General features: G+C 36.3%; 11 protein-coding genes. 6 read left to right on the top strand and 5 right to left on the bottom strand.

Features of this window, described 5'->3' with window-relative positions; translation table 11 throughout:
• From GQ40_RS10320 to GQ40_RS10310, 3 genes are all read left to right on the top strand, one after another.
• A complete protein-coding gene (locus GQ40_RS10320; protein WP_197052670.1) occupies positions 1–2,052 on the top strand; it encodes a thiamine pyrophosphate-dependent enzyme in 2,052 nt (683 codons plus the stop codon).
• Between the two features lie 42 nt (positions 2,053–2,094).
• A complete protein-coding gene (locus GQ40_RS10315; RefSeq protein WP_047547986.1) occupies positions 2,095–2,421 on the top strand; it encodes a thermonuclease family protein in 327 nt (108 codons plus the stop codon).
• Between the two features lie 71 nt (positions 2,422–2,492).
• Positions 2,493–2,861 (top strand): hypothetical protein, encoded by a 369-nt coding sequence (locus GQ40_RS10310; protein ID WP_047547985.1) that lies wholly within the window; start codon positions 2,493–2,495, stop codon positions 2,859–2,861.
• Between the two features lie 54 nt (positions 2,862–2,915).
• Here the strand turns inward: GQ40_RS10310 and GQ40_RS10305 are convergent, their stop codons facing one another.
• The 4 genes from GQ40_RS10305 to GQ40_RS17730 all read right to left on the bottom strand — a co-directional run bounded on the left by GQ40_RS10305 (position 2,916) and on the right by GQ40_RS17730 (position 7,437).
• Complete coding sequence (locus tag GQ40_RS10305) at positions 2,916–4,592, bottom strand: SulP family inorganic anion transporter (protein WP_047547984.1); 1,677 nt, start codon at positions 4,590–4,592, stop codon at positions 2,916–2,918.
• A gap of 113 nt (positions 4,593–4,705) precedes the next feature.
• The gene (locus tag GQ40_RS10300) at positions 4,706–5,257 is read right to left on the bottom strand and encodes a DUF4136 domain-containing protein (protein ID WP_047547983.1); all 552 of its coding nucleotides are present in this window, start codon (positions 5,255–5,257) and stop codon (positions 4,706–4,708) included.
• Positions 5,258–5,272: 15 nt separating this feature from the next.
• A complete protein-coding gene (locus GQ40_RS10295; protein ID WP_047547982.1) occupies positions 5,273–7,276 on the bottom strand; it encodes a urocanate hydratase in 2,004 nt (667 codons plus the stop codon).
• Positions 7,276–7,437 carry a DUF5522 domain-containing protein gene (locus GQ40_RS17730; RefSeq protein ID WP_197052669.1) on the bottom strand — a complete coding sequence of 54 codons (162 nt, stop codon included), beginning with the start codon at positions 7,435–7,437 and terminating at the stop codon, positions 7,276–7,278. Before GQ40_RS17730 ends, GQ40_RS10295 begins: the two co-directional genes overlap by 1 nt.
• A gap of 47 nt (positions 7,438–7,484) precedes the next feature.
• Between GQ40_RS17730 and GQ40_RS17835 the strand changes: the two genes are divergently transcribed.
• The gene (locus GQ40_RS17835; protein ID WP_047547981.1) at positions 7,485–7,808 is read left to right on the top strand and encodes a hypothetical protein; all 324 of its coding nucleotides are present in this window, start codon (positions 7,485–7,487) and stop codon (positions 7,806–7,808) included.
• On the opposite strand, the gene GQ40_RS10285 is transcribed toward GQ40_RS17835, so the two are convergent.
• Positions 7,809–12,038 carry a GEVED domain-containing protein gene (locus tag GQ40_RS10285; RefSeq protein ID WP_081990201.1) on the bottom strand — a complete coding sequence of 1,410 codons (4,230 nt, stop codon included), beginning with the start codon at positions 12,036–12,038 and terminating at the stop codon, positions 7,809–7,811.
• A gap of 207 nt (positions 12,039–12,245) precedes the next feature.
• Between GQ40_RS10285 and GQ40_RS10280 the strand changes: the two genes are divergently transcribed.
• Together GQ40_RS10280 and GQ40_RS10275 are read left to right on the top strand one after the other, a co-directional pair.
• Positions 12,246–13,136 carry a 1-aminocyclopropane-1-carboxylate deaminase/D-cysteine desulfhydrase gene (locus tag GQ40_RS10280; RefSeq protein WP_047547979.1) on the top strand — a complete coding sequence of 297 codons (891 nt, stop codon included), beginning with the start codon at positions 12,246–12,248 and terminating at the stop codon, positions 13,134–13,136.
• Between the two features lie 5 nt (positions 13,137–13,141).
• Positions 13,142–13,951 (top strand): glucosaminidase domain-containing protein, encoded by an 810-nt coding sequence (locus tag GQ40_RS10275; RefSeq protein ID WP_047547978.1) that lies wholly within the window; start codon positions 13,142–13,144, stop codon positions 13,949–13,951.
• Position 13,952: the final 1 nt, after the last annotated feature.

The following is a 13,952-nucleotide window of genomic DNA, read 5'->3' as shown; positions in this document are numbered from 1 at the left end:
ATGAATAAGGATATTTTAAAAAAAGGATTTTCAAAACTCTGCACAGCGAAAGCGATGACAGAATTATATGAAGCTAATTTTAAACAAGTTTCAAAATATGTTCATGCCACATCGAGAGGTCACGAAGCGATTCAAATTGCTTTAGGCATGCAATTGCTGCCACAGGATTATGCATTTCCGTATTATAGAGATGACGCCATGTTATTATCATTTGGGCTAGAACCTTATGATTTGATGTTGCAATTATTAGCTAAAAAGGAAGATCCGTTTTCCGCAGGTAGAACTTATTACTCACATCCGAGTTTAAAGGATGATGATAAACCTAAAATCCCTCACCAATCCTCTGCAACTGGGATGCAAGCGATTCCTGCAACAGGTGTTGCGATGGGAATGCAGTATAAAGAACTCCAAGGTTTAGATGATAAAACGCTTAACGATTTACCATTTGTCGTTTGTTCTTTAGGCGACGCTTCAGTAACCGAAGGCGAAATTGCAGAAGCCTTTCAAATGGCAGCATTAAAGCAAATGCCAATTTTGTATTTGGTACAGGATAATGGTTGGGATATTTCTGCAAATGCTGCGGAAACGAGAGCACAGAACGCTTTCGAATACGCAAAGGGATTTCATGGTTTGGAAGCTATTTCAATTGATGGTGCCAATTTTACCGAAAGCTACAATGCTTTAGAAAAAGTAATTGATACAATTAGAAAAGAGCGTCGCCCATTTTTGGTACATGCTAAAGTCCCGTTATTAAATCACCATACCTCTGGTGTGCGAATGGAATGGTATCGTGATGATCTTGACGAAGCAAAGTCTCGTGATCCTTATCCGGTTTTAAAACAACAATTATTGGATATTGGTTTTTCTTCGGAAGAGATTGATACCATAGAAAATGCTGCAAAAAAGAAAGTACAATCCGACTTTGAAAAGGCCTTAAAAGCTGAAGATCCAAAACCCGAAGATTTATTCACTAACGATTTTGTGCCAACGCCAATTTCCGAAGAAAAAGGGGAGAGAGCACCAAAAGGCGCAGAGAAAGTAGTGATGGTAGATTGCGCATTGTTTGCTGTTGAAGAATTAATGAAAAAACATAAGGAATGCTTACTGTACGGTCAAGATGTTGGTGGACGTTTGGGTGGCGTTTTTAGAGAGGCAGCAACTTTGGCGCAAAAATTTGGAGATGACAGAGTGTTTAATACGCCAATTCAAGAAGCATTTATTGTTGGCTCAACGGTTGGGATGAGCGCTGTTGGGTTGAAACCGATAGTTGAGGTTCAGTTTGCAGATTATATTTGGCCTGGACTTAATCAATTATTTACAGAAGTAAGTAGAAGTTGCTATTTAAGTAACGGGAAATGGCCTGTAAGTATGATTTTGCGTGTGCCAATTGGTGCTTATGGTAGCGGTGGACCTTATCATTCGTCTTCCGTAGAAAGTGTGATTACCAATATTCGCGGAATCAAAATAGCGTATCCAAGTAACGGAGCAGATTTAAAAGGCTTAATGAAAGCTGCGTATTACGACCCAAATCCGGTAGTGATTTTGGAGCATAAAGGGTTATATTGGAGTAAAGTGCCAGGAACAAAAGGCGCGACATCTATTGAGCCAAGCGAAGATTATGTATTGCCATTTGGGAAAGCTTGGGTGCTTCAAGAGATCTGGAAACAGGAAAACTTAGAAACATTGACAATCGTTACCTATGGGATGGGTGTGCACTGGGCTTATAATGCTTCGGGAGAATTAGGAATGCGTGATCAAATTGAGATCATAGATTTGAGAACTCTGTTTCCGCTTGACGAGGCAACAATCATGAAGTCGGTTAAGAAAACTGGCAAATGCTTGGTAGTTACTGAAGAGCCAAGCAAAAATAGTTTTGCAAGAGCTTTGGCAGGCAAAATTCAAGAAGAGTGCTTTAAATATTTGGATGCACCAGTAATGACCATTGGGAGTGAGAATATGCCAGCAATACCGTTAAACTCAACATTAGAGGAAACAATGATTCCTTCTACGGAAAAAGTTAAAGCTAAAATAAAAAGCCTAATTAATTATTAATTAGTAACTTAGACTAATATTTCTTCGGAAAAATAATTAATCATGTATCATTATAAAGCTAAAATTATTGCAGTTTACGATGGAGATACCGTTACTGCATTAGTAGATTTGGGATTTCTCCATTTTCAGGAAATGAAATTACGTTTGTTTGGGATCGACACGCCAGAACTAAGAGGAGAGGAACGAGAACAAGGCATGGTTGTTCGAGACCTTTTAAGAGAAATGATTTTGGACAAAGAGGTAGAGATTCACTCTTACAAAGACAAGCAAGGAAAATACGGACGCTATCTTGCTACAATTGTCATTGATGGATTAGATATTAATAGGTGGCTTTTAGATGAAGGTCATGCACAACCTTATCTCCTTTAGAAAAGAGATTGAAAATGGTTATTTGTAGAAAAATCTTTCGTATATTGAACCATTAATTTTTAACTATTATTATGAAAAAGGCTTTACTATTATTAACTTTTGGATGTTTTCTCTTATTAGGAAACCAATCTGCAATTGCTCAAAACACTTCAGGAAATATGACTTTGACAGCGAATAGCTCAATAAAGACTCCTAAAGAAAAGACAAATGATGTTGTGAACATGTTAGCGAGAACTAACAAATTAGATGCAACTCAAAAAGAAAAGATATATGAAATCTTTTCTTCCGCAGATAAAAAAATAAAAGGTATTCATGCCATTGAAGATTCAAATAAAAAAATCACAAAAATGGCTAAAATGCAAGATTACATTAATGAAAAAATAAAAACCGTTCTTAATGATGAACAGTACAGTATTTATTCAAGCAATTTGCCTAAATAATACATTTCTTTAAATAGAAAAAAGCCCATTGAATTTTTTCAATGGGCTTTCTTTTTACATATTATATTCCGAAAGTGGCTTTGTAAACTTTTCTGGATCTGCAGCCAAATGATATCTAGGATCGTCCACATCTTCAATAATGACTTCCTTAAATTTAGGACTCGCTTTATACATCAATAATTTACAGTCTTCACTAAGATGTTTTAGTTTGATAATTTTCCCTTCAGCTTCATATTTATTAACTAAATTGAAGATAGCTTCAAGTGCAGAGTGATCGCTAACTCGAGATTCTATAAAATCTATTTCTACATGCTGAGGGTCATTTTTTACATCAAATTTTGAATTGAAGTTTTGGATCGAACCAAAAAATAACGGTCCCCATATTTCATAAGTTTTTGTGCCATCTGCTTGAATTCTTTTACGAGCTCTAATCATCGTTGCGTTTTTCCAGGCAAATACTAATGCAGAAATGATGACACCAGCAATCACAGCAATAGCTAAATCCTGCCATACTGTTATTGCAGATACAGCGATAAGAACAATAGCATCAGATAATGGTATTTTTCTTATAATTCTAAAACTACTCCATGCAAACGTACCAATCACGACCATAAACATAACTCCAATTAAAGCAGCGATGGGGATTTGTTCTATCAAAGGTGCTCCAAACAATACAAAACACAAAAGAGCAATGGCTGCAACAGCACCAGATAATCGACCACGACCACCAGAATCTACATTAATTATAGACTGTCCGATCATGGCACATCCACCCATTCCGCCAAAGAAACCGTTGAGCATGTTTGCGCCACCTTGAGCGATACATTCTCGGTTTCCATTACCTCTTGTTTCGGTCATTTCATCAATGAGATTAAGTGTCATTAACGATTCTATCAAACCAACTGCAGCAAGAATAAAAGCAGTTGAGAAAATTAAATCCCAATGGCCAGCTAATGTTCCGAAGAGACCAAAAATTTGATCTTGAAACGACGGTAAACTTCCCTCTAATCCTGTGCCACCTTTTTCAACTATAAATGAGCCTACTGTACTCATCTCAAAACCTCCAAATATCGTGATACAGGCAACTACTATAATAGCAACTAAAGCAGCTGGTACTTTTTTGGTAAGCTTAGGGAGACCAAACATGATTCCCATTGTTAGACCTATAAATGCTAGCATTTTCCATAATTCTATATTAGAAAATAATGCTGAAAACCAAGCTGAGGTATCATTTAAAAATGAGATATCCTGCGGAACAGCATTAGGAAACATACCTAATTGGGATAGAAAAATCACGATTGCCAAACCATTCACGAATCCCATCATTACGGGATGTGGGATAAGTCTAACAAACTTACCCAGTTTGAAAAGACCCGCTAGAATTTGGATACCACCAACAAACAATAATGTGATGAAAAGCCACTGTAAACCAAGTTGGTCTATAGGTGTGTCTAGAGCTGCGCCAACTTCATTTCCCTTCTGAATTAAGTGCACCATAACAACTGCCATAGCACCTGTAGCTCCAGAAATCATTCCTGGACGACCACCAAAAAGAGCGGTTACAATACCCATCATAAGTGCGCCATAAAGACCAACCAAAGGAGGGATTCCAGCAACAAATGCAAATGCCACAGCTTCAGGAACTAAAGCTAATGCAACAGTTAAGCCCGAAAGAATATCGTTTTTTGGATTTTGTGTAAAGTTTTTTCTGGTAGTTTGACCTAATATCATAATATACGACTCTTAAAAGTCGGCAAAGATAGGCTTTTAGAAATGAAGCACAAATAAAAGAAAAAGCACCATCTGATAAGATGATGCTTTATTATTTAATGTTTCGAAAAAAATTACTCGTTTAAAGTTGGAGGATATTTTTCCATTATTTTAGAAACGAACTCATTAATTCTAGCTTCTTTCTTTTCGATACTGCGTTGGGTTAAAACTCCAGATCCCATACCTTGCCAAACCAATTCTTTTTTATTAGCATCAATTAGATCTACATAAAGAGTACCTTCGGTCGTAGTTGATACATTAGGTTGATTCCAACCCCAGCCCCAACCTGGTCCAAAGCCTCCCCAGCCCCAGCCACCGAAGCCCCAATTGTTATTGTAAACGTCAACACGTTGCTGGGATTTGGTGAAAATACTAACCAATAAATCTGGGTTTTCAGATTTTGTATAACCTTGAGCCATTAGTTCGGTTTCTATTGCTCTAAGAATTCTTCTTTTGTCGAGATCACTGATTTCAGCTTGATCTACACCAGATTTTAAAAAAGCAAATGTTTTATATTCACTAAAATTTGCCTGTTTATCATAGTCTGCAGCTACTCTTACTGAGCTGCATGAAGTTATTACTAGTGCTAACATCAACACTGGTAATGTTTTAAGTAATTTTTTCATAGTAATTTTTTTTAATTATAATAACGAGTCTAATAATTTTTCATCAACATGATTTGGTAATGTAACCTTTAAATTAGGTTCATTTTCCATAGCACGTTTTATAGCAAAAATAGCTTCTTCATTTCTTGCCCAACTACGTCTTGAGATTCCATTATTAACATCCCAAAACAACATGGATTTTAAGCGTTTTTCTGCTTCTATAGTACCATCAAGAACCATACCAAATCCACCATTAATCACTTCTCCCCAACCAACGCCTCCGCCATTGTGAATACTTACCCAAGTAGCACCTCTAAAGCTATCTCCAATTACGTTTTGAATTGCCATATCTGCTGTAAAACGCGAGCCATCGTAAATGTTACTGGTTTCTCGATATGGAGAATCTGTTCCTGAAACATCATGATGATCTCTACCCAAAATAACATAGCCAATGTCACCTTTAGAAATAGCATCATTAAATGCTTTTGCAATCTTTATTCGTCCTTCGGCATCTGCATATAAAATTCTTGCTTGCGAACCAACGACTAGCTTATTTTCTTGTGCACCTTTGATCCATTGGATGTTGTCTGCCATTTGTTGTTGGATTTCTTCTGGAGAATTCTTTTTTATATTTTCTAAAACTTGACAAGCTATGGCATCGGTTTTTGCTAAATCTTCTGGTTTGCCCGAAGCACAAACCCATCTAAATGGCCCAAAACCATAATCAAAGCACATTGGTCCCATAATATCTTGTACATAGGATGGATATTTGAAATCGATATCATTTTTTGCCATAATATCTGCGCCAGCACGAGAGGCTTCTAGAAGGAATGCATTTCCGTAGTCAAAAAAATAGGTTCCTTTTGCGGTATGTTTGTTTATGGCTTTGACCTGGCGTTTTAAGCTTTCCTGAACTTTTTTCTTAAACTCTCCAGGTTGATTTGCCATCATTTCATTGGCCTCTTCAAACGATAAGTTTACTGGATAATACCCACCAGCCCAAGGATTGTGAAGTGAAGTTTGATCACTGCCTAAATCGATATGGATGTTTGATTCATCAAATTTCTCCCATACTTCAACAATGTTGCCTAAATAGGCAATTGAAATCGTTTCTTTATTTTCTTTTGCTTTTAAAACACGTTTTACTAATGCATCTAAATCTGTGATTTTTTCGTCGATCCAACCTTGATCTAATCTCACTTGGGTGATTTTTGGATTTACTTCTGCGCAAACAGTTATACAGCCTGCAATATTTCCTGCTTTTGGTTGTGCGCCAGACATCCCACCAAGTCCAGAAGTTACAAAAAGGTTTCCTTTGGGTGATTTTTTTATTTTTCTGAAACCATTTAAAACTGTAATTGTGGTACCATGCACGATTCCTTGAGGTCCAATATACATGAAGCTTCCAGCGGTCATTTGACCATATTGTGTAACTCCCAAGGCATTGAATTTTTCCCAGTCATCAGGTTTTGAATAGTTAGGAATCATCATACCATTTGTGACAACAACTCTTGGCGCACCTTTATGGCTTGGAAATAATCCCATTGGATGGCCAGAATACATGGCAAGGGTTTGTTCGTCGTTCATTTGAGACAAATATTTCATTGTCAATCTATATTGTGCCCAATTAGAAAAGACGCCTCCATTTCCTCCGTAGGTTATTAGTTCGTGAGGATGTTGAGCAACTGCATGATCTAAATTATTTTGGATCATTAGCATTATCGCAGCAGCTTGTTTTGATTTTGCTGGGTATTCGTCAATTGGTCTCGCGTACATTTTATAGTCTGGTCGCAGACGGTACATGTATATTCTTCCGTAGGTGTCTAATTCGTTTTTAAATTCTGGAATTAGAGTTTTGTGGTGCTCTTTGTCAAAATATCTAAGCGCGTTTTTTAATGCTAGCTTTTGTTCTTCCGAAGAAAGAATTGTTTTACGCTTTGGTGCGTGATTTATGGATGCATCATACGGTTTTGGATCGGGAAGTGTATTTGGGATCCCTTCTTTTATTTGATCTTTAAATGATAGTGTCGTTGTTGGCATTACTTTTTTTTTAATGAATTTTTATTGAAACCATAGGGGCAATGTCTGCAACCGCTCTCGCAGCAATAACCTCTTTTTAGTAGGTATTGCTCGTTAAAACAGCGATAACCTTGTGGTGTGAGATAATAATCTCCATCTTCTAATGGAATAATTTTCTTCATATAACAAAGATAATGTAATTTGGAAAGATTTTTGATTACTGTTTGATATGGTTTTAATTTCAAAATATTTGGTTCCGAAGGGATACGTAGGTATCACTATTTTTCCATTTATTTTTCTGAAATTTTATGACTTGAAAACGAATGCTTTTTTGATAAATCATGAGAAAATTCATTTGAGACAGCAGATTGAGCTTTTGATAATCCCGTTTTATGTGTTCTACGGAATTGAGTTTTTTATTAGACTGATCAAAACAAAGCATTGGCGCACTGCTTACCAAAATATTTCTTTTGAGCGTGAGGCATACTTAAATGAAAAAGACCTCAATTATTTAAAATCAAGGTCTTTTTGGTCGTTTGTTCGTTATCTGTAATTATTGTTTTAAAACTACCTTTTGAACTTTTTGCTTGTTGTTATCTAATTTGACTTTTACGATATATGCGCCATCAGATAGTCTTGTTTGATTTAAAATAATTTCTGACTGGTTAATATCGTTGATGTTGAGAATTTCTCTTCCAACAATGTCATAAATAGCTATGGTGTTGATGGTTCCAATTTTTGAAGTCACTTTTATATACTCACTATTAGGTGCTAATATAGAAATGTCTCCATTATTATCTATTTGGTTTACACTTAGCGTTTCGTTTGTGTATCTTAAAATGAATCTATCGTCAAATGTGCCACTTTCCGTAGAAAAATTATACGGGCTTAATCTAAGATTGTGAATAGTGTTTGTGTACATATCTTCAATAAAAATATCTTGATCAGTACTTTCAAAAAGGCCATCAAGTATATTTATTGCAATGGAGTAGTTTCCGTTTTGGGCTGTGTTAAAACCGAGAGGTACTATATCTGTAACATTAAAAGGTAACGATCTTCCTTGTATTGCCATTTTATCATCACCAATTAAGGAGTAAAATAAATTATTAGAACCACTTAGTTGGTTGCCATCAAAAAGGCGATCGTTCTCATTTGTAGCTCCAGTAATATAACCAACTAAAATGGAGTTAGCGTTGTTATCAGCATCTATGAGATCTAGCCAAATTCTATGTTTTTCAGTTACAACTGGATCATCTGTTCTATAGAATTGGATATTATCAAATACACCATTTCTCATTGTGTTGTCAAATATCAAGTTTGATGGCGTTGCTGCAGCATTATCCATAAGTACAAAAAATGCTTGTCCCGCCCCTATAAAGCCACCAAATCCACTAGGTGTTGAGCCTGTTAAGTTATAGGCGATATAATCATTTGCGTTATAATTATATACATAATCTCCATAAAATGGATCTGTGGCTAAGTTGCTAGGAGCAGAGGCATGACTCCATAAATAAATAGTTCCTGCTATTGATGGATTTGCATCGTCAATAATTGTTGATGCATTCATACTTATAAAAGTGTCTGCGTTTATGGACGAGGGAAATGGATTTCCTACCAAGTTCCAATTATCATCTAGAGCGGTCGCATCAATGACTCCTGCTCCAGGATAATCTGCACCAGTATAACTGCCTCTAACGATTGGTGTTGTTACAATACCATTACTAGGTCTGCCAGCAAATTGTGCAGTATTTGCAACACTTGTACCCGTTAATGCTCTAATTGCATACCCTTTTCCAGGAATCATATTTTCAGCTGTAGTTTGCCATTCGCCATAATTTCCTGCGCCATTTCCAACAACTGTTGGGATCCAATTTAAAACATATGCAGGATTAGTTCCTGGTGAAACACCTCCAACACCAAAATTTTCAACTGGAGATGACCAATACACATAATCTTGGGAAGTCAAACCTGTCACTTCTCTGTCCATATTAATTGATCCACTATTAATATTTGCGACTACATTAGTTACTTGCACGAGATTAGCTCTATTTCTAACGTTGAAGGTTCCGTTGGGATCAACATTGATCCAATCTGTTACTGTAAGTGAAGAAGAAGGTTCTAATTCTAAAAAACCGTTATTTTTAATCGTTAGATTTCTTGCAAACGCTGGAACTGGAGGTATTGGTGGTCCAAGAATTGTAGGATCTGGTAATGTCCCTACATCACCAATAATAACGCAGTTGTCACTTGTTGGTGCTCCGTTTGGAAACCAATTGTCTGGATTATCCCAAGTATTGTCGTTTGAACCATTCCAGATTTTGGTGTTATTGGTAATTGTAAAAGGTAATGTTGCTGCACCACAATTATTAGATAGAGTAGCATTTATTGTGAATGAATAGCTAGCTGTTTCTAACTGGGTAATATTTGGTATGGCATATACGGTTGTAAATGCACCAGTTGTATAAGGTGTGTCGCCAACATTATCGTTATCTGTATCAATAAATAAATCTATAATTCCTGCAGGAGTCGTACTCCAATTTACAGCAGTTATATCTTGATCACCAAACAATTTAATGTCATCTATAGCAATCCCATCACCCCAATTTTGGTAAAATCTAAACCTCAAACTTAAGGTTGGTTGGTTTATATAGGCATCTAAATTATAGGACAATGTTTCAAACTTAGTTCCAATACCTACATCTGCAATAATATTAGGTGTAATACTCGTCCAATTGGTACCATCTGTCGAAACTTCAATAGCTGCATAGAAATCTGTACCTCCATCACCGTCTGTAAGATAATGAGAGTAATAACCTCTAAAACTTAAAGTAAGAGACGTAAAATCTGTGGTGTTGTAAGAATTTGTTGTGGTTAAAGCATTGTGCGTAATGTATGCTCCAACATCTGAGTTTGACATCACAAATTGGTTGGGTCCAAATCCAGAAGAAATTGCAGGATACCAAACTTCTTCATTTGGGACATACGTACTTGTTCTATTTCTCCATTGCGTAAGCGCGTTTATTGCGCCTCCATTATTTGTGATATTGGTATTGAAAAATACACCAAGTGTACCATCTTCAAAATCTTCATCGATTAGATACACATCATCTACGTCACCAATAGCACTAATCTCAAGAGCATCGTTTTCTCCACATATGACTCTGTCAGTTACATCTGGAGTTACTGTTAGCGTTGGTATAGGGTTATAATTGGCTACTATTGGCGTTCTTACCCAAGACTCGCAACTTCCATTAAAAGCAGAGACCCAATAGGTGGTTGTTGTAGAGATAGATGGTGTGTTCCAAGTCCCTGTAGCGGTTGTAGCTATAGGTGCTCCTCCAGTTTCATTTGCATACCAACGGTATTCACTTATTGAGGGTGCTCCAGTTGCTGTGACATCCAATGTCACACTTCCTGGTCCACAGGTGTCACCATCTATAACACTCGTAACAATTGCGTCACAGTAAGGTTCAACTGTGAAAAGATAATCTTCGGCTTCTCCAAAGTCTTCGTATAAGGTGCTTCCATTAAAAAAAAAGTTTTCACAAGGTCCAAAATCACGAATGTCATAGAAAAAATATAGCCAATCAAAGATAAGATTGTTTCTAATTCTTATTCTATAGTCTCCTGGAGTTGTTCCTAGCGGAATCACAAAGCCAAATGTTGTTGTTGCAGTGGTAACTCCATTGGTGTCATAAACTAATTCTGTAGCTGGATTATCATCAAAGTTACCATCATTATTCCAATCTATCCAAGCTTTAAATCTCGCTGATGCATTACCTGCAACTGAAATATTAACTCCCTCACCTTCAACTTGTCTTGCAATTGGAGTTAATCCTGTATAATCTTCGTATCCTCCTGAAAACGTACTATTATTGGACGTATCTTCTAACGTTCCTTCAAAACTAACGTTAGTTATGTATAAATCATTTGGAGTTTCAGTTGTTGGAGAGCAATAAGTAATAGCGCCAGGACAAACAATATTAAAAACAGCAGAGCCACCAGTAGAAAATTCTGGATCAACCATAATATAATATTGAGTACCTGCTGTTAATGCAAAAGCCCCTCCGGTTGCAGCTCCATCTAGCTCTGCTCCTGTACAAGTCCAGCCTGTGCTACCACAGCCAGCAGAAACAGGTTTGTAATAATAATCAACATAATTTGTTGAAGATATTTGTTGGATAGAATGATTTCCAGTGATAGTGGGTGTAAAAGTGTAAACATTTTCTCTTCCATCTGCTAAAAAGGTACATGCGCCTGCTACAGCACCAATACCAGCACTAAATGTTGAGGTTGTATTAATGCCACAAGCAGCAATATTAGATACTGCGGAACAAGGATTATAAGGAGCAGATAACAATGTTACAACTATATTTCCATTAGATGTATTTGGACCTGTAGCACAATTATATTTATTGATCTGAATTCTATACGTGCCCGTAGCGGGAGGGATAAAATCAATTGAAGCAGTTAAGCCTGCGCAGGCAGGACCATCATCATCATTATAATCAATATACGTTCCAACTGCATTTCTAATTGTCATTTGGGTATCTAATCCTGAGCCACAATTTGCGACTCTATAGGTTGCTCCAGCTATCATGTTAGAAACTTCAAAATTCCTTCTTCCACCATTATTGGCTAAAGTAGTACATGCTACTGAGTTGCCAATAACTGTTGGAGCATTTGCTGTACAGGAGTTGGCATTAAATACTGGACATTGAGCCTGTATTTCAGAATTTAAAAACCCAATATAAAATATAAGTAATAGTATTTTTTTAATCATAGTGTTCGTTTTTAGGCATAGCCAGATAGCGTTAAGTACAGAACAACGTAGATTACATATGTGATAGATTTTTTTGGGATTTTTTAGGCTTTGTAAGTCTCTGATTTCTCAATACATAAGCGTGTATCAAAAACAGTTTTACAAACCTAAATTAAAGATAACTTTTTTTGCGTTCTTTGTATCAAACAGAAAATAATATTCGTTAAAATGTTAATATTTAATGTTGAACGTAATTTAAACATTGATAATCAAGTTTATATAAAGCCTGAGTATTTGATTCATCCTCATGTTTCTGGTAATAAATTTCGTAAACTCAAGTACAATATTTTAGAAGCCAAAAAAAAGGATAAAAATACTTTATTAACGTTTGGCGGAGCATTTTCTAATCACATAGCAGCTGTTGCTTCCGCAGGAAAAACGTTAGATTTTAAAACAATAGGAATAATTAGAGGTGAGGAATTAGCAAATAAAATGGATTCAAATCCAACATTGAAGTTTGCTCAATCCTGCGGAATGTCCTTAAAATTCGTCACAAGAGCAACTTATAAAAACAAAAGTTCTGCTAATTTTATTTCAGAATTAAAAAATGAGTTTGGTGATTTTTATTTAATTCCCGAAGGTGGCACCAATAATCTTGCAATACAAGGCTGCGAAGAAATACTAACAGAAACTGATAAAGAATTTGATTATATCTGCTGTTCGGTTGGGACTGGAGGTACGATTTCAGGATTGATAAATTCTGCTTTGCCACATCAAAAAATTATAGGATTTCCTGCCCTAAAAGGTGATTTTTTAACTGAAGAAATCACTAAATTTGCAAGACAGAGCAATTGGGAGTTACAAACCAATTATCATTTTGGTGGCTACGGAAAAGTGGACGAAACATTAATTGATTTTATCAACGCTTTTAAAAAAAATCATGACATTCCGTTAGACCCAATATATACGGGAAAAATGATGTTTGGAATTTACGATTTGATTGAGAAAGGCTATTTTCCGAAGCATTCAAAAATATTAGCGATCCATACAGGTGGTTTACAGGGAATTGATGGTATGAACCAAAGGTTAAAACAACAAAACAAGCCATTAATCGTTTGAAGATTATGAAGAGAATTATTATATTTTTATTGATTGGCTCGATGGTTTTGAGTTGTGGCTCTAAAAAAAGGGTCGTGACAAAAAAAGATAAGAGAACTACAAGGACAGAAAAGGTTGTTATAAAGCCAAAAACAAATACAGAGGTTAATACTCCTGTTAAAACTGTAGATGTGCCTAATAACTCAAATCTTAGCGCTGTTGAGATTTATATTTTGACCTACAACGCGATTGCTATGGATGAGATGAGAAAATCTAAAATTCCTGCAAGTATCACATTGGCTCAGGGTATTTTAGAGTCTGGTTCTGGTAAAGGGCGATTATCGGTCGAGGCGAATAATCACTTCGGAATAAAATGTCATGGTTGGACGGGTAGAAAGATCTATCACGATGATGATCGCTCTCAAGAATGTTTTAGAAGTTATGACCATCCAAATTCTTCATTTGAAGACCATTCGGAATTTCTAACCGGAAGAAGCAGGTATGCTGCTCTCTTCAAACTCAAACCAGACGATTACGAGGGCTGGGCAAAAGGATTGAGAGCTGCAGGTTACGCAACCGATAGAAAATATCCTGAAAAACTCATCAGCTTAATTGAGCGTTACCAACTTTATAAATATGATGAGATCATGCTTGGCAAATCTACCGAAACTCCAGATATCGTTGAAAATACAGCCATAACCCATATTGTGATTAAAGGGGATACTCTGTACTCGCTGTCGAGGCGTTATCAAACTTCGGTCGACGAAATAAAACGTCTCAATAAACTATCTAACAATGATTTGTCTCTAGGGCAAACACTTATCATAAAAAAATAAT

Source organism: Psychroserpens sp. Hel_I_66 (genome assembly GCF_000799465.1).
In the GTDB taxonomy this organism is placed as follows: domain Bacteria; phylum Bacteroidota; class Bacteroidia; order Flavobacteriales; family Flavobacteriaceae; genus Psychroserpens.
This window is presented reverse-complemented; position numbering and strand designations above follow the sequence as displayed.